23 protein-coding genes and 2 pseudogenes are annotated in these 19,451 nt (G+C 66.5%); 14 read left to right on the top strand and 11 right to left on the bottom strand.

Annotated elements, in window-relative coordinates; translation table 11 throughout:
- Window positions 1-939: an ABC transporter substrate-binding protein gene (locus tag D3874_RS06515; RefSeq protein WP_119777361.1), complete on the top strand. Its 939-nt coding sequence runs from the start codon at window positions 1-3 to the stop codon at window positions 937-939.
- 232 nt (window positions 940-1,171) lie between these two features.
- On the opposite strand, the gene D3874_RS06510 is transcribed toward D3874_RS06515, so the two are convergent.
- Window positions 1,172-1,879 carry a cold-shock protein gene (locus D3874_RS06510; protein WP_119777360.1) on the bottom strand — a complete coding sequence of 236 codons (708 nt, stop codon included), beginning with the start codon at window positions 1,877-1,879 and terminating at the stop codon, window positions 1,172-1,174.
- Between the two features lie 122 nt (window positions 1,880-2,001).
- Here D3874_RS06510 and D3874_RS06505 point away from each other — a divergent pair, with 122 nt between their 5' ends.
- The 8 genes from D3874_RS06505 (at window position 2,002) to mce (ending at window position 8,710) form a co-directional block, all read left to right on the top strand.
- Window positions 2,002-2,487, top strand: coding sequence for a Na+/H+ antiporter subunit E (locus D3874_RS06505; RefSeq protein ID WP_158595869.1), 486 nt, complete (start codon window positions 2,002-2,004; stop codon window positions 2,485-2,487).
- Window positions 2,488-2,497: 10 nt separating this feature from the next.
- Window positions 2,498-2,761: a monovalent cation/H+ antiporter complex subunit F gene (locus D3874_RS06500; RefSeq protein ID WP_119777359.1), complete on the top strand. Its 264-nt coding sequence runs from the start codon at window positions 2,498-2,500 to the stop codon at window positions 2,759-2,761.
- The gene (locus tag D3874_RS06495; RefSeq protein ID WP_119777358.1) at window positions 2,758-4,095 is read left to right on the top strand and encodes a DUF4040 domain-containing protein; all 1,338 of its coding nucleotides are present in this window, start codon (window positions 2,758-2,760) and stop codon (window positions 4,093-4,095) included. Before D3874_RS06500 ends, D3874_RS06495 begins: the two co-directional genes overlap by 4 nt.
- The gene (locus D3874_RS06490; RefSeq protein ID WP_199698967.1) at window positions 4,092-4,457 is read left to right on the top strand and encodes a cation:proton antiporter subunit C; all 366 of its coding nucleotides are present in this window, start codon (window positions 4,092-4,094) and stop codon (window positions 4,455-4,457) included. Before D3874_RS06495 ends, D3874_RS06490 begins: the two co-directional genes overlap by 4 nt.
- A 43-nt stretch (window positions 4,458-4,500) precedes the next feature.
- Window positions 4,501-5,892: a monovalent cation/H+ antiporter subunit D family protein gene (locus tag D3874_RS06485; RefSeq protein ID WP_119777356.1), complete on the top strand. Its 1,392-nt coding sequence runs from the start codon at window positions 4,501-4,503 to the stop codon at window positions 5,890-5,892.
- Window positions 5,893-5,979: 87 nt separating this feature from the next.
- A complete protein-coding gene (locus D3874_RS06480) occupies window positions 5,980-7,767 on the top strand; it encodes a proton-conducting transporter transmembrane domain-containing protein (protein WP_233559861.1) in 1,788 nt (595 codons plus the stop codon).
- A gap of 29 nt (window positions 7,768-7,796) precedes the next feature.
- Window positions 7,797-8,204: a DUF4149 domain-containing protein gene (locus D3874_RS06475; RefSeq protein ID WP_119777355.1), complete on the top strand. Its 408-nt coding sequence runs from the start codon at window positions 7,797-7,799 to the stop codon at window positions 8,202-8,204.
- 83 nt (window positions 8,205-8,287) lie between these two features.
- Window positions 8,288-8,710, top strand: coding sequence for a methylmalonyl-CoA epimerase (gene mce / locus D3874_RS06470; RefSeq protein ID WP_119777354.1), 423 nt, complete (start codon window positions 8,288-8,290; stop codon window positions 8,708-8,710).
- A 404-nt stretch (window positions 8,711-9,114) separates the two neighbouring features.
- Here mce and D3874_RS06465 read toward each other — a convergent pair whose 3' ends face one another.
- The 7 genes and pseudogenes from D3874_RS06465 to D3874_RS06445 form a co-directional block, all read right to left on the bottom strand.
- Window positions 9,115-10,197 (bottom strand): WD40 repeat domain-containing protein, encoded by a 1,083-nt coding sequence (locus tag D3874_RS06465; RefSeq protein ID WP_119777353.1) that lies wholly within the window; start codon window positions 10,195-10,197, stop codon window positions 9,115-9,117.
- Window positions 10,187-11,146, bottom strand: coding sequence for a CobW family GTP-binding protein (locus D3874_RS06460; protein ID WP_119777352.1), 960 nt, complete (start codon window positions 11,144-11,146; stop codon window positions 10,187-10,189). Before D3874_RS06460 ends, D3874_RS06465 begins: the two co-directional genes overlap by 11 nt.
- Window positions 11,147-11,162: 16 nt before the next feature.
- The gene (locus D3874_RS31530) at window positions 11,163-11,738 is read right to left on the bottom strand and encodes a metal ABC transporter solute-binding protein, Zn/Mn family (protein WP_408899962.1); all 576 of its coding nucleotides are present in this window, start codon (window positions 11,736-11,738) and stop codon (window positions 11,163-11,165) included.
- Between the two features lie 65 nt (window positions 11,739-11,803).
- A pseudogene (locus D3874_RS31920) lies at window positions 11,804-12,076 on the bottom strand (metal ABC transporter solute-binding protein, Zn/Mn family); the annotation flags it as partial.
- A gap of 18 nt (window positions 12,077-12,094) precedes the next feature.
- Window positions 12,095-12,721: a metal ABC transporter permease gene (locus D3874_RS06450; RefSeq protein ID WP_456306400.1), complete on the bottom strand. Its 627-nt coding sequence runs from the start codon at window positions 12,719-12,721 to the stop codon at window positions 12,095-12,097.
- Between the two features lie 14 nt (window positions 12,722-12,735).
- On the bottom strand, window positions 12,736-12,966 hold the full coding sequence (locus tag D3874_RS32380; protein WP_456306399.1) for a metal ABC transporter permease: 231 nt from the start codon (window positions 12,964-12,966) through the stop codon (window positions 12,736-12,738).
- A gap of 153 nt (window positions 12,967-13,119) precedes the next feature.
- A complete protein-coding gene (locus D3874_RS06445; protein WP_119782178.1) occupies window positions 13,120-13,875 on the bottom strand; it encodes a metal ABC transporter ATP-binding protein in 756 nt (251 codons plus the stop codon).
- Between the two features lie 345 nt (window positions 13,876-14,220).
- Here D3874_RS06445 and D3874_RS06440 point away from each other — a divergent pair, with 345 nt between their 5' ends.
- The 4 genes and pseudogenes from D3874_RS06440 to D3874_RS31915 form a co-directional block, all read left to right on the top strand.
- Window positions 14,221-14,718, top strand: coding sequence for a Tat pathway signal sequence domain protein (locus D3874_RS06440; RefSeq protein WP_147385549.1), 498 nt, complete (start codon window positions 14,221-14,223; stop codon window positions 14,716-14,718).
- A gap of 195 nt (window positions 14,719-14,913) precedes the next feature.
- Window positions 14,914-15,237 (top strand): DUF2849 domain-containing protein, encoded by a 324-nt coding sequence (locus tag D3874_RS06435; protein WP_119777350.1) that lies wholly within the window; start codon window positions 14,914-14,916, stop codon window positions 15,235-15,237.
- Between the two features lie 11 nt (window positions 15,238-15,248).
- Window positions 15,249-16,904: a nitrite/sulfite reductase gene (locus tag D3874_RS06430; protein ID WP_119777349.1), complete on the top strand. Its 1,656-nt coding sequence runs from the start codon at window positions 15,249-15,251 to the stop codon at window positions 16,902-16,904.
- Window positions 16,891-17,292: pseudogene (locus D3874_RS31915) on the top strand (DUF934 domain-containing protein); the annotation flags it as partial. The gene D3874_RS06430 and the pseudogene D3874_RS31915, both read left to right, overlap by 14 nt.
- A gap of 100 nt (window positions 17,293-17,392) precedes the next feature.
- On the opposite strand, the gene D3874_RS31910 reads toward D3874_RS31915, so the two are convergent.
- The 3 genes from D3874_RS31910 to D3874_RS06410 are packed head-to-tail and all read right to left on the bottom strand — an operon-like array spanning window position 17,393 to window position 18,712.
- Entirely contained in the window at window positions 17,393-17,662 is a 270-nt protein-coding gene (locus D3874_RS31910; protein ID WP_408899984.1) for a type II toxin-antitoxin system RelE/ParE family toxin, read from the bottom strand.
- A gap of 43 nt (window positions 17,663-17,705) precedes the next feature.
- Window positions 17,706-17,969 (bottom strand): type II toxin-antitoxin system ParD family antitoxin, encoded by a 264-nt coding sequence (locus D3874_RS06415; protein WP_119777347.1) that lies wholly within the window; start codon window positions 17,967-17,969, stop codon window positions 17,706-17,708.
- A 59-nt stretch (window positions 17,970-18,028) separates the two neighbouring features.
- Window positions 18,029-18,712, bottom strand: a complete 684-nt coding sequence (locus tag D3874_RS06410) for a class I SAM-dependent methyltransferase (protein ID WP_119777346.1) — start codon at window positions 18,710-18,712, stop codon at window positions 18,029-18,031.
- A gap of 144 nt (window positions 18,713-18,856) precedes the next feature.
- Between D3874_RS06410 and D3874_RS06405 the strand changes: the two genes are divergently transcribed.
- Window positions 18,857-19,429, top strand: coding sequence for an SRPBCC family protein (locus D3874_RS06405; RefSeq protein WP_119777345.1), 573 nt, complete (start codon window positions 18,857-18,859; stop codon window positions 19,427-19,429).
- Window positions 19,430-19,451: the final 22 nt, after the last annotated feature.

The following is a 19,451-nucleotide window of genomic DNA, read 5'->3' as shown; positions in this document are numbered from 1 at the left end:
ATGAAGCGACTTCGCGCCCTGATCCTGGGCCTTGCCTGCCTCGCCGCAACGCCCGCCGCCGCGGCCGACAAGCTGACCGTGCTGCTCGACTGGGCGGTCAATCCCGACCACGCCCCGCTGATCCTGGCCAAGACCCAAGGCTATTTCGCCGCGCGCGGGCTGGAGGTGGAACTGATCGCGCCGTCCGATCCCAACGATCCCCCCAAGCTGGTCGCCGCCGGCCAGGCCGACCTAGCCGTGACCTACCAGCCGCAACTGGTCCTGCTGGTCGACCAGGGCCTGCCGCTGAAACGCGTGGCGACCCTGATCGACACGCCGCTGAACTGCCTTGCGGTGCTGGCCGACGGGCCGGTCAAATCGATCGCCGACCTCAAAGGCCGCAAGATCGGCTATTCGGTGGCAGGCTTCGAGGATGCCCTGCTCAACACCATGCTGGCGACCGCGGGCCTGACCAATGCCGATGTGCAACTGGTGAACGTCAATTTCGCCCTGGCGACCTCGCTCGCCGCGGGCCAGGTCGATGCGGTGATCGGCGCCTACCGCAATTTCGAGATCCCGGAAATGGCCCTGCTGGGCAAGCCCGCGCGCATTTTCCCGGTCGAGGATCATGGCGTGCCGTCCTATGACGAGCTGATCATCGCGGCCGGCGCGGACAAGGCCGACGACCCCCGCATCGCCCGCTTCGTCGCCGCCCTGGAAGACGGGGCACGTTACACCATCAACCACCCGGACGAGGCCTGGGCGGCGTTCATCGCGGCCTATCCCGAGTTGAACGACGAATTGAACAGGCAGGCCTGGGCCTTGACCCTGCCGCGCTTCGCGGCCAGCCCGGCGGCGCTGGACCCCGGGCGTTTCACCCGGGCGGCGAGCTTCCTGCATCAGGCCGGCCTGATCGCCAAGGTCTCGCCGCCGCAGACCTATGCCGCATTTCCGAAGTAACGCTGCGTGGCATCGGCACCCTGCGTCCTTCGAGACGGCCCTGCGGGCCTCCTCAGGATGAGGAAAATCTTTATGGCAAAAAGACTTACCTCATGCCTCAAGGAGCCACTCGAAGAGTGGCGTCTCGAAGGACGCAGGATGTCTAACCCGGGTTTACGAGCCTGCTGACGAGCAAGCGGCGCGGTTCTGGCGAACCGCGCCGTGCTCCCTCTCCCCCGAGGCAACCGGCCGGTCAGGCCGGTTTGAGTTCGGCGACCTGCGGCCCCTTGTCGCTTTCGACGATGCGCACCATCACCGTCTGGCCCGGCGCCACTTCGACGACGCCCGAACGGCGTAACACCTCCATGTGCACGAAGATGTCGGGCGTGCCCTCGCCGCGCGACACGAAGCCGTAGCCGCGCGCCCGGTTGAACCACTTGACGGTGGCCTCGACCGGTGTGCCGGCGTCTTCGATCGGCGGCAGGGCGCGGCGCGGCGGTGGTCGCAGCCGGTCCGAAGGCAGGGCGGTCGACGGGTCGTGATCGATTACCCGCAGCGCCTGGAAGCCCTTCGGTCGGCGCACCGCCTCGCAGCGCAAGGTGGCGCCCTCGTCGACATGGTCGAGCCCTGCCTGGCGCAGCGCCGACAAATGCAACAAGATATCTCCCTGGCCGTCCCCCGGTGTGACGAAGCCATAGCCCTTCGTCATGTCAAACCACTTCACCCGGCCCGAGATTTCGATTGTGGCGATATCGGCGCCGCCACCCGCCGCCATGAGATGTTCCATGAGCAACTCTTCCCACACGGAAAAGATGACACGTTGGTCACCTTTTCGAGCTATCCCCCTAATTTCACGCGCAGTTTTTCCTGCGTTCTTTATGACGCCATATTCCCACCAGGATTTATGACTGTCACGAAGAATGATTTGTGACGGGTGGAATTTGCCACCGAAACGCTTCATCTCAATGCTGCATCGCAACCTGCAGGCGGGCCTGTTGCCACCACCTTGGGGTTTTCAAGGCAGCATCAATACTGCACAGTACCGGCCTGTTCGGCGGCGTTATCTGCGCGAAAGGGAGGCCGGTGACGCAACGTATTTTGCTGGGGTCGGCGTTCTACTTGCTGTGGGTGGGCTTGTCCGGCCATTTCTCCCCGTTTCTCCTGGCCACCTCGGTCCTGTCGGTCGTCGGCGTCGTTGCGCTGGTGTCTCACCTGGGCCTGATCTCCCGGGATTTTCAACCGTTTACGCTGATCGCCGGCATCGTCGGCTACTGGGGCTGGCTGCTGGTCGAAATCCTGAAAGCGAATTTCGACGTCATCGTGGCGATCCTGCGCGGCCGCATTTCGCCGGCCATGGCCTGGCTCCCGGCCAGCCAGAAAAGCCAGGTTTTCCGCGCTCTTTACGCCAATTCGATCACGCTTACCCCCGGTACGGTGACGGTTGTCGCGGAAGGCGATCATTTTCTTGTCCACGCCCTGCGCCGCGACGGCCTGGGTAGTTTGGCCGAGGGCGAAATGAACCGCCGCTGCACCGCCCTCGATGCACGTTTCCGGGGCGCGCGCCCGTGATCCGCCGGTCATGAGCCTCTATGCCGCCGCGGCCACCGCCCTGCTTGCCACCTTCGGGCTCGCGCTGATTCGGGCGCTGGCCGGGCCGACGGTGTTCGACCGGATCCTGGCGCTGAACCTGATCGGCACGAAAACCATCCTGCTGATCGCCGTCCTGGGCTTTGCCACCGGCCGTTTCGACTTCATCGACATCGCCCTGGTCTATGCCGTGCTCAACCTGATCGGCACCGTGGCGGTCATGCGCTACCTGATCGGCGAGAAGGACCGGGCATGAGCGGCGCGGAGCTGATCGAATTGCTGCGCAGCATTTTGGGCGGCGGGATGGTTGCCATCGGCGCGCTGGCCGCCCTGGTCGGGGCGGTCGGGCTGCTGCGCCTGCCCGACTTCTATACCAGGGCCCATGCCGCCGGGGTGACCGACACCCTGGGGGCGATCGGCATCCTGGCCGGACTCGCCGTGCTGTCGCCCGATGTCCTGGTCGCGCTGAAACTTCTCGTCGTGCTGATCGTCGCCCTGTTCGCGTCGCCGGCGGCGTGCCATGCCCTGGCGCGGGCCGCCTTCCGCACGGGCCTGCGCCCGGTGCTGGACGGCGACAAGCTGCCGCCCGCCGGCCCGGGGAGTAAGCCCATGGAGACCATGCTGATGATCGGCCTGCTCGGCGCCCTGGTGGCGCTGGCGGTGGCCATGGCCTTCCTGAGCGACTTGCTGGTCGTCACCATGCTGTCGGGCATCTTCAGCTTCACCTGCTGCGCCCTGTTCGTGCTGTTCGATGCGCCCGACGTCGCCTTTACCGAGGCTTGCGTGGGGGCCGGCGTTTCCACCGTCCTGATCGTCACCGCCCTGCGCCTGACCGGGCGGCAGGAACGCCGGCGCGGCCGGCCGGCCTCGGCGATCGGCGTCGGCGTCTGCGTACTTACCGGCCTGGCGCTGGCCTACGGCACCCTGGAGCTGCCGCGCTTCGGCGATGCCCGCGCCCCCGCCCAGGGCCACGTCGCGCCCCACTACCTCCAGGAAAGCGGCAGCGAGATCGCCATTCCCAATGTCGTCACCTCGGTCCTGGCCAGCTATCGCGGTTATGACACCCTGGGCGAGGTGGTGGTGGTGTTCACGGCCGGCCTCGGTGTGCTGCTGCTGCTGACCGGCGGCGCGCCGTCGCGGCGCCCTGGCCGCGGCGATGCCCCGGCACGGGCCGACCGCGACGTAGTGCTGCGCGCCGTGGCCACGCTGCTCGTGCCGCTGACCCTGTTCCTGGCGCCCTATGTGCAATTCCACGGTGCCTACAGCCCCGGCGGCGGCTTCCAGGCCGGCGCCATCTTAGGGGGAGGCCTGATCCTCTTCGGCCTCGTCTTCGGCGTCGAGCGGCTGAACCTGCTGGTGCCCGAACGGGTGCTGCGCGCCATCATGGCGCTGGGCGTCCTCACCTATGGCGGCACCGGCCTCGCCACCCTGGCGCTGGGCCATAACTTCCTCGATTACGATGCCTTCGGCAGCCGGCCCACCGGCCAGCAGATCGGCATCACCGCGATCGAGGCCGGCGTCTTCATGACCGTCGCCTGCGTCATGACCCTGCTTTATCAGCGCTTCGCCAGCCGGGCTTCCGCGTCATGATGGACCTTGTGGGCCTGTTTCCCTATTGGGTTGTCGTCGTGCTGATGATGACCGGCCTCTACATCACCATCGCCCAGGGCAACCTGATCAAGAAACTGATCGGCCTTGGCATCTTCCAGGTCTCGGTCTTCGTCTTCTACATCGCCATCGGCGTGGTCGCCGACGGCACGCCCCCCATCCTCACGCCGGGGTTCGAGGTCTACAGCAATCCCCTGCCCTCGGTCCTGATCCTGACCGCGATCGTGGTCGGCGTCGCCACCCTGGCCGTCGGCCTGGCCCTGGCCGTGCGCATCCGCGAAGCCTTCGGCACGATCGAGGAGGACGAGCTGCTGCCGCTGACCCACCCCGAGCGCGAGGGGTGAGGATGGCGGTCCTTGCACATGCGGCTGTGCCCCCAGGTACGTCATGAGTTTCCTCAACGCCCAGGCGCCGATCCTCGTCGTCGTGCTGCCGCTGCTGGCTGCCCCCATCCTGTCCGTGCTGGGCAACGGCCGGCTGGCTGGCCTGCTGTGTTTCGCCGTGGTTGCCCTCCAAAGCCTGCTGGCCGTGAGCCTGGTGGGCCAGACCCTGGACGGCGACGTGATCAGCTACGCCCTGGGCAACTGGGCGCCGCCGATCGGCATCGAATACCGCATCGACCTGCTGTCGGCGGTCATGGCCAGCCTGATCGCGATCAGCGCCGCCCTGGTCGCCTGGTTCCTGCCCACGGCCGTTGCCGATGAAATTGCGCCCGGCGATCGGCCGCGGTTCTACGCCGCCTTCCTGCTGTGCGTCGCCGGCCTCACCGGCATCGTCGTCACCGGCGACCTGTTCAACGTCTTCGTCTTCCTCGAGATCGCCTCGCTCTCGACCTATGTCCTGATCGCCGCGGGCGCCGGGCGCGACCGCCGGGCCCTGACCGCCGCCTTCGATTACCTGATCCTGGGCGCCGTGGGCGCCACCTTCATCGTCATCGGCATCGCCTTCCTCTATGTCGCCACCGGCACCCTCAACATGGCCGACCTGGGGCAGCGCCTGCCCGGTGCCGGGCGGCGGGCCGTGGTCGTCGGCGGCTCGTTCCTGTTCGTCGGTCTGGCCCTGAAGGCGGCGATGGCGCCCCTGCACCGCTGGCTGCCCAACGCCTATGCCTATGCGCCCACGGCGGTGACGACCTTCCTGGCCATGACCGCGACCAAGGTGGCGCTGTACCTGATGCTGCGCCTGTCGGTGCTGGTGTTCGACACGGCGGGCGAGATCGGCCGGGTGAATTTCGCCGCCGTGATGCCGCCCATCGGCCTGGCCATGCTGCTGTTCGCCTCGGCCCTGGCGGTGCGCGAGCGGGATCTGAAGCGCCTGCTGGCCTATTCCTCGATCGCCAACCTGGGCCTGATGCTGATCGCCCTGGGCTTGGGCGGTGTTGCCGGCATCACCGCGGCCCTCGTCAACCTGCTGAACCATGCGGCGATCAAGGGCGGCCTGTTCACCGCCACCGCCGCCATCGTGGCCCGCCACGGCAATGCCCGCTTCGAGACCCTGGCCGGCCTCTCACGGACCATGCCCGTCACCTTCCTGTGCCTGCTGGTGGGCGGCCTGGCGCTGATCGGCGTGCCGCTGACCGCCGGCTTCGTCTCCAAGCTCAGCGTGATCCGGGTCGCCCTGGATCTCGGCGACTGGATCGTGGCCGGTGGCATTCTGCTCACCTCGCTGATCACGGTCGTCTACGTCTGGCGGATCGTCGAGGCCGGCATGCTGGGCCAGCCCGCCGAGGCGGGCGCCGGGATGCCGGGGCCATGTTCCTGCTGCCCATGGCGATCCTGACCATGGGCACCGTGTTCCTGGGCATCGACAGCCGCCTGAGCTTCGGCCTGGCCGAACGCATCGTCGGACAATTGCTCGGGGGGCGCCGTGACCCCTCAGATCCTGATGCTCGCCGCCCTGGCGATCCCCGCCTTCGCGGCCCTGCTGATCGTCCTGGCCGGCGCCTGGCCCAACCTGCGCGAGACCACAACCCTGGTCGCGGCGCTGGCGCTGGCCGGCGCCGTCGCCGCCCTGATCGCCGGCTTCGACGCCGGTAGTGCTGCGCCGCTGGTCCTCGCCCAATTGCTGCCCGGCTTCTCGCTCACCCTGCGGGCGGAGCCGATCGGCCTGATCTTCGCCGGTGTCGCCTCGGGCCTGTGGATCCTCAATTCGCTCTATTCGATCGGCTATATGCGGGCCGAACACGCCCGGAACCAGACGCGGTACTATGCCTGTTTCGCCCTGGCCCTGTCGGCGACAATGGCGATCGCCCTGGCCGGCAACCTGGCAACGCTGTTCGTCGCCTACGAGGCCTTGACCCTGGTCACCTATCCGCTGGTCGTGCACTGGCAGACGGAGGGGGCGATTGCCGGCGCCCGGCGCTACCTCGCCTATCTGCTGGCAACCTCGCTGGTCCCTTTCCTCGCCGCCCTGGTGTGGACCTGGGGGGTGGCCGGGACGCTCGATTTCGTGCCCGGCGGCATTCTCGACGGCAAGCTGGACGACGGCCTGCTGGCGCTGCTGCTGGGGCTCTACGCCTACGGCGTGGGCAAGGCGGCCTTGATGCCGCTGCACGGCTGGCTGCCCGCCGCCATGGTGGCGCCGACCCCGGTCAGCGCCCTGCTCCATGCCGTCGCCGTGGTCAAGGCCGGCGTCTTCACCCTGCTGAAGATCGCCGTCTACATCTTCGGCATCGAGACCATCGGCCGCGGCGTGGGCGACTGGCTGGTCTGGGTCGCTGCGGGCAGCGTCATCGCCGCCAGCCTGATCGCCCTGAGCAAGGACGACCTCAAGGCCCGCCTCGCCTATTCGACCGTGGCCCAGCTTGCCCTGGTCACCCTGGCGGTGGCGATCGGGCATCCCCTGGCGATCGCGGCCGGCGTGCTGCAACTGGTCATGCACGCCTGGGGCAAGATCACCCTGTTCTTCGGCGCGGGCGCGATCCAGATCGCCACCCACAAGAAGAAGCTGTCGGAAATCGGCGGCATCGGCCGGCGCATGCCGCTGCTGATAATCGCCATCCTGCTCGGCACCCTGTCGGTCGCCGGCCTGCCGCCCTTCGGCGGCCTGTGGGCCAAGGCCCTGCTGGGCGACGGCGCCGCCGCCCGGGGCCTGGATTGGGTGAGCGCCATGCTCCTCGTGTCCTCGCTGCTGACCTTGTCCTATCTGCTGCCGATCGTGCTCAAGGCCTGCTTCGGCCAGCCCACGGAAGGCTCCCACCACCATGCCCCAGTGCCGCCCGGCATGCTGGCCGCGACCCTGGTGACGGCCGCGGGAACCCTGGCCCTGTTCTTTGCCGCGCCCGCGATCATCGATTTTCTCGCCCCGGTTCTGGCCCCGGTCAGCGGCCGGGCCGCGAGCCTGGAGGCAGCGCTGCACCACCAAGCCGCCTGGGCGGAACTGGGCCTTGTCGGCCTGATCTTCGCCGCCGCCGCCCTGTTCCGCCACAGCCCCCTGCCCCGGTGGGGAGAACGGCTGGGCGGCCTCCTGGCGTGGCCCGGCCTGCTGCTGGCCGGGGCGGGCACACTCGCCGAACAGGTCCTGGCGGCGGTCGCCCGGCCCGTGGCCGGGCTGATCGGCTCGATCGCCCGCACCCTGACCATCGGCGGCGCCGGCGACGGGGTGCTGTGGACCCTTGCCTTGCTGGCCGTGATCCTTATCGTCTCGTTCGGTTGAGGCGTCAGCGCGTAGAGGACAAGAAGAACATGCCAACCACCGCGGTATTCCTCGCCAGCCTTGCCCTGGGCGGCATGGTCTTCTTCAGCTTCGTGATCGCCCCGCTGGTTCATCGCCGGCTGCCGCCCGAACATGGCGGGCCGTTCATCCGCGAAGCCTTCAGCACCTACTATCCGCTAATGGCCTTGCTGACCGGCATGGCGGCCCTGACCATGCCGCCGTTCTGGCCGGCCACGATCCTGGCCCTCATCGCCATCGGCTTCGTCCTGGCCCAGTTGCTGCTGCGCCCCGCGGTAAACGATCTGGCCGACCGCCGCGCCGCCGGCGACCTTGCCGCGGCTGCCGAGTTCAAGCGGCTGCACGGCATCAGCATGGCGCTGAACCTCGCCCAGATGGTGGCCCTGGCGCTGATCGTCTGGGTCGCCATCGACCGCTGATACCTATCTTGCGAGGATCTTGTCGGCCGGTCACGGAAGCACTACACCGTCAGCGAGAGATTTGACCGCTGACGGAGAGCATCATGATCGGCAAGCTGAACCATGTGGGCGTCGCCACGCCCTCGATCGAGAAGTCGGTCGAGATGTACCGCGACCTGCTGGGCGCGACCAAGATCGGCAACAAGTTCGCCATGCCCGACCAGGGCGTGTGGGTCTGTTTCGTCGACCTGCCCAATTCGCAGATCGAACTGATCGAGCCCTATGACGACAAGTCGCCGATCAAGAATTTCCTGGAGAAGAACCCCGCGGGCGGCCAGCACCACGTCTGCTTCGAGGTGAAGGACATCTATGCCGCGCGCGACGAGATGCGCGCCAAGGGCGCCACCGTGCTGGGCAACGGCGAGCCGCGCATCGGCGCCCACGGCGTGCCGATCATCTTCGTCCACCCCAAGAACACCGGCGGCGTCCTGGTCGAGTTGATGCAGGAACCCACTGCTGCGCATTGATCTCGAGACTGCCCCTCCCCTTACGTCATGCCCGGCCTTGTGCCACGGCTGTCCGGTTAAGGAAATCGGGTTGTTGCAGGGCATATTCGTACCACTCTCAAACGTCATGACCGGGCTTGTCCCGGTCATCCACGTCGGGACATTGCAAGTCCGTTGACGGAAGAGGCAGCTTGCCGACGTGGATGGCCGGGACTTCGCTCGGCCATGACGACTGAGTAGTGAGAATGGAAGGAAAACTACCCGAAGGAAGCGGCCTCCTATGCTCGATTTCCTTAGCCGGACAGCCGTGGCCTTGTGCCGGGCATCCACGTCGGGAAGCCGCCTAATCTGTCAACGGATGTGGCTCGTCCCGACGTAGATGACCGGGACAAGCCCGGTCATGACGGTTTTGTGGTTGCCTGGGCTCAGCGCTTCTTGGGTGAAGCCGCGACCTTCAGGTCGTCGAGGTCGACGATGAACAACTCGCCGTCCTCGGTGCTCATGACCAGCTTGCCGCCATCGGGCGACCAGGCGAGGCCGGTCGGCAGGCCACCGCCCACCTCCTTCAGCAGAACCTGACCCTCGACGCCGAAACGGCCCATTTCGATGCGGCCGTCTTCGAAGGCGGCGGCGACGATCGGCAGTTTGGGGTGGGAGGCGACGTGGGTCGCCAGATACTCCTCGCTGCCGCCGAACTGGTGCGGCGGCCGGCCCATGGGGCCCTTACCGCTGAAATCCCAGCAGGTGACGGAAGGGCTGCCGGCGCAGGCCAGCCAGCGCTCGTCGGCCGACCAGGCGAAGGACTTCACCTTGGCCGAATAGCCGGACATGCGCATATCGACCTCGTCCTCGACGCGCCAGCCGTGCAATTCCTTGTCCTGGGTGCCAGTGACGACGAAGCGGCCGTCCGGGCTCCAGGTCGCGGCGATGTGGCTGCCCTTCCAGTTCAAGGGCTTGGGCGTGCCGGTGAGGCCGCCCGACCACCACAGGGTGACGCCGCCGTAATGGGCGACGGCGATGCGCTTGCCCTTGGGGTTGAAGGCCAGCGCGGCAATGGTGCTGCCGGCCGGCGGGGCGGCGCCCAGCGCCTTGCCCGCGGCATCGAACACCCGCAGCGTCTTGGCGGTGCCCAAGGCGATCAGGCAGGAGGCGGCGGAGGTCGTCACCGCGCCGACCCATTCCTTGCCCGGCGCCACCAGTTCCGTGATTTTTCCATCACCGCCGATCAATGCCGCCCGGCCGTCGTCGCCGCCGGAAACGAAACCGCCCTGCGGCCCCGGGGCGAAGGACAGCGAGACCCCGTCATGAACCTCGACCGGCACCAGTTCCGCCGGCGCGGCCAGATCGCCCACCGCCACGCGGCCATCGTCGAGGGCCAGGCCGATGCCGCCCTTGCGGGCCACGGCCAGGCCGACGATGCCGGCCTCCTGCGGGAACAGGTCGACCCGGCTTTGCGGCAGGCGGTCGGCGTAGATTTCGTCCTGGAACGAGCCGAACTCAGAAGGCACGGCAGGCCTCGAAACCGGCCTGCAGGGCGGGGACATCGAGGTTGCGGCCGATGAAGACCAGCCGGCTGATGCGCGGATCATCCGGCGCCCAGGGCTTGCGATAGTCGCCGTCCATCAGCATGTGGACGCCCTGGAAGACGAACTGGTCGTCCTGGTCCTTGAACGACAGAATGCCCTTGGAGCGCAGGATGTCGGCGCCCTTGGTCTGCAGGACCTGCGAGATCCAGCGGTTGAACAATTGCTCGTCCAGCGGCTCGACATCGGTGAACGAAATCGAGGAAATATCCTCGTGATTGTGCTCGTGGCCGACCTCCAGGAAGCTCGGCTCGAATTCAAGGATGCGGTCCAGGTCGAAGGCGCCGCGGTCCAGCACCTTGGCCAGGTCGATGCCGCATTGCTCGGTCCGGTGGATTTCGGCCGCCTTGTTGATCGAGCGGATGCGGCCCTCGATCCGGGCGAGGTCCGCCTCGTCGGCCAGGTCGGTCTTGTTCAGCAGGATGACGTCGGCAAAGGCGATCTGCTCGCGGGCTTCCTTGCTGTCGGCCAGGCGCTGCTCGATATGGCGGGCGTCGACCACGGTCACCACGGCATCCAGCTTGGCCTTGGCCTGGACATCCTCGTCGACGAAGAAGGTCTGGGCCACGGGTGCGGGATCGGCCAGGCCCGTGGTTTCGATCAGGATGGCGTCGAACTTGCCCTTGCGGCGCATCAGGCCGCTCAGGATCCGGATCAGGTCGCCGCGCACGGTGCAGCAGATGCAGCCGTTGTTCATCTCGAACACTTCTTCATCGGTCTCGACCACCAGGTCGTTGTCGATGCCGATCTCGCCGAACTCGTTCACCACGACCGCATAACGCTTGCCGTGTTCTTCGGTCAGGATGCGGTTGAGCAGCGTCGTCTTGCCGGCGCCCAGGTAGCCGGTCAGTACCGTGACGGGAACGCGATCCATGAAACTTACTCCGTGGTCATGAGCCCAGCGCGGCGGTCAGCATCGCCACATTGTTCTCGAACATCGCAATATAGGTAGCGGCGGGGCCGTCCGCACCAGAGAGGGCATCGGAATAAAGCGTTCCGCCGATCCGCGCACCTGTTTCCTTGGCGATCTGCTCGATCAGGCGCGGATCGGTGATGTTCTCGATGAACACCGCCGGCGCCTTGGTCTCGCGGATCTGGGTGATCAGGCCGGCGACGCCCTTGGCCGAGGCTTCGGATTCGGTCGAGACGCCCTGGGGCGCCAGCACTTCCAGGCCATAGGCGGCGGCGAAATAGCCGAAGGCATCGTGGCTGGTGATGATCTTCCGGCGCTCGGGCGGCAGGGCCAGGATCGCCGCCTTCACCTTGGCGTCCAGGGCTTTCAGCTTGGCCAGATAGGCATCGGCGTTTGCTTGGTAGGTGGCGGCATTCGCCGGATCGGCGGCGGCCAGGGCCTTGGCGATGTTGGCGACATAGATCTCGCCGTTGCCGATGTTCTGCCAGGCATGGGGATCGACACCGTCGTGATGCTCGGCCCCGTCGGCGTGGTCCTCTTCCTCCTCGGCCATGGCGCGGGGGTGACCCCGGCGCTGGCGACCGCGATCTGGCCCTTGTAGCCGGCGGCCTCGGCCAGGCGCTCCATCCAGCCCTCAAACCCTAAGCCGTTCACCACCACCAGGTCGGCGGCGGCGACCGCCTTGGCATCGGCCGGGCTGGGCTGGAAGACATGGGCGTCGCCGTCAGGGCCGACCAGCGTGGTGAGCGCGATCTTGTCGCCACCGACATTGCCGACGATGTCGCCCAGGATCGAAAAGCTGGCCACCACCTTGATGGGCTCGGCCGCCAGGGCGGGCGCGGCCGCCAGGGCCAGGCTCAAGCTTAAGCCGCGGATCAGTGTCTTGAGCATGAGGCTCCTCCGGTTTGGTCAGGCTTCCAGATGGCGGCGCGGCAGGTAGCGCCAGATGACGCCGCCCTGGGTGCCGAACACGATCGAGGCGAGGTAGAAGACGCCGGCGGTGAGCACGATGGCCGGCCCCGAGGGCAGGTCCCGGTGATACGAAACCAGCAGGCCGACCCAGCCGGACACCATGCCGACGCCCATGGCGACCGCCGACATCGACCACACCTGGCCGGCCCAGAAGCGGCTGGCCGCGGCCGGCAGCATCATCAGACCGACCGCCATCAAGGTGCCCAGGGCCTGGAACCCGGCCACCAGGTTGACCACCACCAGGACCAGGAAGACGACGTGATAGAGCGAGCCCGAGCCGCCCACCGCGCGCATGAAGCCGGGGTCGAAGCATTCGACGATCAGCGGCCGGTAGATCAGCGCCAACACCACCAGGGTGAGGCTGGCGATGCTCGCCACCGTGAACAGCGCGGCATTGTCGACCGCCAGCACCGCGCCGAACAGCACATGCAGCAGGTCGACGTTGGAGCCCTTGGTCGAGACGATCAGCACGCCCAGGCTGAGCGAGATCAGATAGAAGCCGGCAAAACTGGCGTCTTCCCGCAGGTTGGTGGCGCGGGTGACCAGCCCTGAGAGCAGCGCCACCGACAGGCCGGCGATCAGCCCCCTAAGCCCATCGCCCAGACGCTGAGCCCGGCGATCAGGAAGCCGATGGCAGCACCCGGCAGCACCGCATGGCTCATGGCATCGCCGACCAGGCTCATCCGCCGCAGCATCAAGAGCACGCCGACCGGGCCACAGCCCAGGGCCAAGCCGAAACAGGCGACCAGGGCGCGGCGCATGAAGGCAAAATCGGCAAAGGGATCGATCAGGAGGGCGGCGAGGCTCATGGCCGTGGCCCCTCACCCCATATCGTCATGACCGGGCTTGTCCCGGTCATCCACGTCGGGACGAGCCACATCCGTCGACGGAAAAGGCAGCTTGGCGACGTGAATGGCCGGGACTTCGCCCGGCCATGACGACTGGTTGGGTGAAACTGCATCTCAGGCGATGCGGCGGTCGGGGGCGCAGACACCGGCGTTTTCCGCCCAGGCTTCGGCCATGTGGCGGGCGCGGAGCAAGTGCTCGGCCGTCAGGGCCGTCGCGGTCGGGCCCCAGGCGATCTGCTCGCGGGCCAGCAGCAGCGTGTCGGGGAAATGGCTGCGGACCTGATCCATGTCGTGCAGCACGGCAACCACGGTGCGCGCCTCGCCGTGCCAGCGGGCGACCAGTTCCAGCAGGTCGGCCGTGGTCTTGGCGTCGATCGCGTTGAACGGTTCGTCCAGCAGGATCACCTTGGCGTCCTGGAGCAGCAGGCGGGCGAACAGCACGCGCTGGAATTGGCCGACCGAGAGCGAGCCGATCGGCCGCGCCTCGAAGCCTTCCAGGCCCACCGCCGACAGGGCATGCGCCATCTCGTGCTTCATGGCGCCGGTCAGGGCACGCAACAGGCCGATCCGACCCCAATGGCCCAGGGCGACCGTATCGGCGACCATGATGGGGAAGCTGCGGTCGATTTCCGCCTGCTGGGGCAGGTAGGCGATGTCGCGCCGACGCAGCTTGCCGGTGGAAATCCGGCCTTGCGCCGGCGTGATCAGGCCGACCAGGGCCTTGACCAGGGTCGACTTGCCGGCCCCGTTGGGCCCGACCACGGCGGTCAGCGAGCCCGGCTCGAACCGGCCGGAGAGATGATGCACGGCCGGATGACGGTCATAGGCGACGGTCAGGTCTTCGACCACCAGGGGGGGAATGGCGCTCACCGTCATCACCCCAGCGCCCACCAGACCGCGAGCCACAAGGTCCCGATCAGGCCGGCCACGATGCCCAGCCTGGCGGCGGCACCGAACATGAGAACCGAGGGGGTGACGGAAGGCATCTGGGGCACCGGCGCTGATTTCGAGATACGTTATAACATAACATTTTTAGCACAAGGCAAAATCTGCGGCGATGATGGGCATCACATTTCGGGGGATCACATCTTAGGGGATCACAGATTTCACGATCGCCCCATTTCCGCCGCCACCGTTTGCAAGCATGCTTGCCACCGCATCGGCCGTGACCGCATTCTCAGGCCCCCGATCGGTTCGTGATTTACGAGGGACAGCATGATCGCTTCTTCACCCGCCGCTCTCCGCCTCGGTTTGAGAGGCGCCGGGATATTTGCCGCCGGCATTGTCTATTTCGCCGGCGCCTCCCTGGCCCAGACACCGGCAGCCGAACCGGCCGCCCCTGCCCCGGCCGCGGCCACAGCAGCCGAACCGATCTCGATCGAACTGAACAAGCTCGAGCCCCAGGACAAGGCGTGCCGGGCCTATCTGGTGCTGTCCAATCCGGGCGGGCCCGACATCACCGACCTGAAGCTGGACCTGATCCTGTTCAGCCCGGAACAGATCATCGAGCGGCGCATCGCGGTCGGCCTTGCCCCGCTGCCCATGGGCAAGACCACGGTGAAGCTGTTCGACATCGACGGCCAGGACTGCACCAAGATCGGCAGCGTGCTGATCAACGAGGTCATGGCCTGCACCGGTGCGGATGGCGCGGTGGCGGATTGCGCCAAGCGCATTACCCCCACCTCGCGCGTGAACGCCAAGCTGTTCAAATAGGGCATTAGAAAATCCCTATAACTATTTGATATTAAATAAGATCGTAGCATTGGATTTACTACCGGCCGGGGTGCCGTACCCGGCCGGCATATTTTCCATATTGCGGTTGTTATATCATTTATTCTCCAAGCGATCCCTTGACCTTGATCGGGCCACGGCGTATCAGGGCCGACCGGTTTTCAGGCGCGGATTCCCATGAAGGTTCTGACGGCCAACAGGCTGCTCGACGGTGAAGTTGTCTATCTGGCTGAAGGCGACGCCTGGGCCGAGGATCTGGCGTCTGCGCGCGTGGTGAGCGATGATGACGGCGAGGTCGCGCTGACCGCTGCCGGGGCCGCTGCCATCAAGGCGCGGCTGGTGGTCGGTGCCTATCTGATGCCGGTCACGGTCGAGGGCGGCCGGATCCTGCCGGCGAGCGTGCGCGAGCGGATTCGCGCGGCCGGCCCCTCGAACCGGAACGACCTCGGCAAGCAGGCCGGGCTGCATAATGGCGGCCCGTCCGCCAACGGCACTCGCTGAGGAGGTGCCCGATGTACCGCTATGACGAATTCGACCAGACCATGGTCAACGAACGGGTCGCCCAGTTCCGCGGCCAGGTGAGCCGCCGCATCGCCGGGGCGATGACCGAGGACCAGTTCAAGCCGCTGCGCCTGATGAACGGCCTCTACCTGCAGCTTCACGCCTATATGCTGCGGGTCGCCATCCCCTATGGCACCCTGTCGTCGGCGCAGATGCGCATGCTGGCCCATATCGCGCGTAAGTACGACAAGGGCTATGGCCATTTCACCACGCGCCAGAACATCCAGTACAACTGGCCGCGCCTGGTCGACACGCCGGACATCCTGGCCGACCTCGCCACCGTGCAGATGCACGGCATCCAGACCTCGGGCAACTGCATCCGCAATGTGACCTCCGACCCCTTCGCCGCCGCCGCGGCCGAGGAGGTGGAAGATCCCAGGCCCTGGGCCGAGATCATCCGGCAATGGTCGACCTTCCACCCGGAATTCTCGTATCTGCCGCGCAAGTTCAAGATCGCGGTGACCGGCTGCGCCCACGACCGCGCCGCGATCCTGATGCACGACATCGGTATCCGTGTGGTGAAGAACGAGGCGGGCGAGACCGGCTTTCAGTTCTGGATCGGCGGCGGCCTGGGCCGCACCCCGATCCTGGCCAAGCTGATCAACCCCTTCGTCTCGAAGGCCGACCTGCTGACCTATGCCACCGCCTGCCTGCGCGTCTATAACGAGCTGGGCCGGCGCGACAATATCTACAAGGCGCGGATCAAGATCCTGGTCCACGAGATGGGCCTGGATAAGTTCAAGGCCGCGGTGGACGAGGAATTCGCCCGCATCCACGGCACCGTCGCCCTGCCGGAAGCCGAGATCGAGCGCATCCGCGCCTATTTCCAGCCGCCGGCCTTCGCCACGCTGCCGGAAAAGTCGGTGGCCTTCGAGGCGCACAAGTTCGAAGACTGCGCCTTCCGCGACTTCACCCGCACCAATGTCCACGCCCACAAGGTGCCGGGCTATGCCATCATTTCGGTCTCGCTGAAGCCCCTGGGCGTGGCCCCCGGCGATGCTACGGCCGAACAGATGGACCTGGCGGCGGACCTGGCCGAGCAGTACTCGTTCGACGAAATCCGCGTCACCCACGAACAGAACCTGGTGCTGCCGCATGTCCGTCTCGACGATGTCCATGCGGTCTGGCAGCAGTTGAAGGCAGCGGGCCTGGCGGCCAGCAATATCGGCCTGATCTCGGACATCATCTGCTGCCCGGGACTGGATTATTGCGACCTGGCCAATGCCCGCTCGATCCCGGTGGCCGAGGAGATCCAGGCCCGCTTCGCCGACCTGGAGCGCCAGTACAGCATCGGCTCGCTGAAGATCAAGATGTCGGGCTGCATCAATGCCTGCGGCCATCATCATGTCGGCCACATCGGCATCCTGGGCGTCGACAAAAAGGGCGAGGAGCTCTACCAGCTCCAGCTCGGCGGCTCGGCGGCGGAGGATGCCTCGCTGGCCCAGATCACCGGCGCGGGTTTCCCGGCCGACAAGATCGTCGACGCGATCGAGACCGTGGTCGAAACCTATCTGAAACTGCGCGAGGGCGACGCGGAGGCGTTCCTCGACTGCTACCGGCGGGTCGGCATGGCCCCCTTCAAGGCGGCCCTGTATGAAGCTCGTTAAGCACGGCGCGGTTGTCGCCGACGACTGGACCCTGGTTGCCGACGACGAGAGCCTGCCCGACGACGGCAAGGCGGTGATCGTCTCCCTGACCCGCTTCAAGGCCGAGCGCGACCAGCTGATGGGCCGCAACGCACCCTTGGGCCTGCGCCTGAAATCGAACGAGCCGCCCTCGTCCGTCGACGGCGATCTCGACCGTTTCGCCGTGGTCGCGCTGGAATTCCCGATCTTCCGCGACGGCCGCGCCTATAGCCACGCCACCCAGTTGCGCAATCGCTTCGCCTTCAAGGGCGAGATCCGCGCCGTGGGCGACGTGCTGCGCGACCAGATCCTGAACATGATCCGCTGCGGCATCGACACCTTCGAGGTCGACGACGACTTCCCGCTGGAAGCCTTCGCCCAGGCCCCAGGGAATTCAGCGACTACTACCAGCCGGCCGTGGTCGGCGGCCCCACCATCCTGCAAAAGCGCCACGGCCTGGCCTGAAGGGCCTATTCGATCCCTTCGAGGAACAGCGACAGATCGATCTTCCGGGCGCCGTGAAGCACCCGCACTATCTGTACGACTGACTTGGGGAGCACCCGGTAGAGAACCAGATAGGGCCGCACGACCAAGGCCCGCGCTGTCGGCGCAATATCGGGACGAGATGGCCCCGCCGCCGGCGAATTTTCGAGCAGCGACACCCGCCGTTCGATTTGATCGAGAACGCGATCAGCGGCCCCGGTGTTTGCCGCTGCGATCTTCAGCCATATTTCGAGCAAGTCTGCACGCGCCCGCTTGGTTTTGCGGATCTGCGCCAATTGGCTAGCGCTTCACCGATTCAGCCAGACGACGCCGGCCTTCGGCCTTCAATTCGGCAAAGTCGAGCGGCCCTGCATCCCCGGATGCAATCCCCTCCTCCCAAGCCTGCCTGAGACCGGCCATCACTTCTGCATCGCGCTGGTCGGCGCGCTCGAGCATGCGCAAGGCCTCGCGAACCACTTCGCTGATCGAGGTATAGCGTCCCGTCTCGACCTTGGCCTTCGCGAGCGCCAAAAGCTCTGGGGTCAGGGAAATGGAGATATTCATCGGCAGCTTCCCTCGATATGAGGATTTAATAATCTCTCATATCGTGGCGACCTCGGCAATCACCGCCTCAAGATGGCGATCGACTGGCCCAGCAGGCGGCCGTCCCAGCGGGGCTGGTCGCCGTCGATGCATTCGAGCAGTTCAAAGCCCAGGTGCCGGCACCAGACCTGGATCACGCTGCGCTCGATGAAGGTGTTGAGCGGCGGGTTGGCCTTGGCGCGCTGATGGGCCACCGTCTGTTCGAACACCGTCCAATGCGCCCCGGCACCGAACTCGAGGAAGGAGAAGACCACCAGCCCGCCCGGCTTGAGCACGCGGTGCATCTCGGCCAGGTAGATGTAGGTCTCGGCATGCAGCAGGTGGGTGAAGACGCTGAAGGCGCAGGCCAGATCGGCCGAGGCATCCGCCGCCGGCAGCGACAATTCGCGGTGCAGGACAAACTTGTAGTGCGCCGGCGCCTTGGTCCGGGCATAAGCCAGCAAGGCGGACACGACGTCGATCCCCAGGTAGTCGACCTTGCAGCCGGCGCCCAGGGCATGGGCCAGGCGGCCGCTGCCGCAGCCCAGGTCGATAACGGCCATGCCGTCCTCGAGACCGGCATATTCCAGGATCAGCCGCTCGATCTTGCCGATCAGTTCGAACTGGCCGCCGACGGCCAGGGCCATGGCTTCGTCGATCGGATGCTGCTTGATGAGGTCGGCGACGTAGCGCTCGTAATCTTCAACGAAATGAAATTCGGCCATCGGCGCCTTACGTCTGGATCAAGGGCGCACGATGACATCCTGCCGGATGCCCGGCAAGGCGCCATCAGGACGCGGCGGGACATTGCATCGGGATGCGGCTGGATTACTGTGCCGCTTGTCACAAGAAGAGCGGGAGACGCGCCCATGGACATGACTGGTGAATATCGTATCCCCGCCCCGCGCGAGATCGTCTGGAAGGCCCTGAACGACCCCGAGGTGCTGCGCCAGTCGATTCCCGGCTGCGAGAGCGTCACGGCCCATTCCCCGACCGAGCTGGAAGCATTGGTCACGGCGGTGGTCGGGCCGGTAAAGGCCAAGTTCAAGGGCAAAGTGACCCTGTCCGACATCGATCCCCCGGCCGGTTACACCCTGACCGGCGAGGGCAACGGCGGCTCGGCGGGCTTTGCCAAGGGCGAGGCCAAGGTGCACCTGGCGCAGGACGGCGAATTCACCGTGCTGACCTTCGAGGCCAAGGCCCAGGTCATGGGCAAGCTGGCCCAGATCGGCTCGCGTCTCATCGACGGCACCGCCCGGAAAATGGCCGACGAATTCTTCGAGGCCTTCTCGCGCATCGCCGCCGGCAGCCGCGCCGCCGAGGTCGAAGTGGTCAAGACCGCCGCCCCGCCCAAGGGCGAAGGCAGCGGCATTCCCCCCATGGTCTGGGTTGGCGGGCTGATCGCCATCGGCCTTCTGGTCCTGTGGTTCCTGATCAAATGACACGAATGCAGGGCGATTGATC

Origin of the sequence: Oleomonas cavernae, from assembly GCF_003590945.1 — a bacterium.
GTDB classification, from domain to species: domain Bacteria; phylum Pseudomonadota; class Alphaproteobacteria; order Zavarziniales; family Zavarziniaceae; genus Zavarzinia; species Zavarzinia cavernae.
The sequence above is the reverse complement of the archived record's forward strand: the minus strand, read 5'-3'. Positions and strand labels throughout refer to the sequence as shown.

Excerpts from the sequence above, each read along its gene's own strand:
- D3874_RS06515 (WP_119777361.1), top strand. The coding sequence starts at position 1 with ATGAAGCGACTTCGCGCCCTGATCCTGGGCCTTGCCTGCCTCGCCGCA.
- D3874_RS06510 (WP_119777360.1), bottom strand. The coding sequence starts at position 1,879 with ATGAAGCGTTTCGGTGGCAAATTCCACCCGTCACAAATCATTCTTCGT.
- D3874_RS06500 (WP_119777359.1), top strand. The coding sequence starts at position 2,498 with ATGAGCCTCTATGCCGCCGCGGCCACCGCCCTGCTTGCCACCTTCGGG.
- D3874_RS06495 (WP_119777358.1), top strand. The coding sequence starts at position 2,758 with ATGAGCGGCGCGGAGCTGATCGAATTGCTGCGCAGCATTTTGGGCGGC.
- D3874_RS06490 (WP_199698967.1), top strand. The coding sequence starts at position 4,092 with ATGATGGACCTTGTGGGCCTGTTTCCCTATTGGGTTGTCGTCGTGCTG.
- D3874_RS06485 (WP_119777356.1), top strand. The coding sequence starts at position 4,501 with ATGAGTTTCCTCAACGCCCAGGCGCCGATCCTCGTCGTCGTGCTGCCG.
- D3874_RS06475 (WP_119777355.1), top strand. The coding sequence starts at position 7,797 with ATGCCAACCACCGCGGTATTCCTCGCCAGCCTTGCCCTGGGCGGCATG.
- mce (WP_119777354.1), top strand. The coding sequence starts at position 8,288 with ATGATCGGCAAGCTGAACCATGTGGGCGTCGCCACGCCCTCGATCGAG.
- D3874_RS06460 (WP_119777352.1), bottom strand. The coding sequence starts at position 11,146 with ATGGATCGCGTTCCCGTCACGGTACTGACCGGCTACCTGGGCGCCGGC.
- D3874_RS31530 (WP_408899962.1), bottom strand. The coding sequence starts at position 11,738 with ATGGCCGAGGAGGAAGAGGACCACGCCGACGGGGCCGAGCATCACGAC.
- D3874_RS32380 (WP_456306399.1), bottom strand. The coding sequence starts at position 12,966 with ATGAGCCTCGCCGCCCTCCTGATCGATCCCTTTGCCGATTTTGCCTTC.
- D3874_RS06440 (WP_147385549.1), top strand. The coding sequence starts at position 14,221 with ATGATCGCTTCTTCACCCGCCGCTCTCCGCCTCGGTTTGAGAGGCGCC.
- D3874_RS06435 (WP_119777350.1), top strand. The coding sequence starts at position 14,914 with ATGAAGGTTCTGACGGCCAACAGGCTGCTCGACGGTGAAGTTGTCTAT.
- D3874_RS06430 (WP_119777349.1), top strand. The coding sequence starts at position 15,249 with ATGTACCGCTATGACGAATTCGACCAGACCATGGTCAACGAACGGGTC.
- D3874_RS06415 (WP_119777347.1), bottom strand. The coding sequence starts at position 17,969 with ATGAATATCTCCATTTCCCTGACCCCAGAGCTTTTGGCGCTCGCGAAG.
- D3874_RS06410 (WP_119777346.1), bottom strand. The coding sequence starts at position 18,712 with ATGGCCGAATTTCATTTCGTTGAAGATTACGAGCGCTACGTCGCCGAC.
- D3874_RS06405 (WP_119777345.1), top strand. The coding sequence starts at position 18,857 with ATGGACATGACTGGTGAATATCGTATCCCCGCCCCGCGCGAGATCGTC.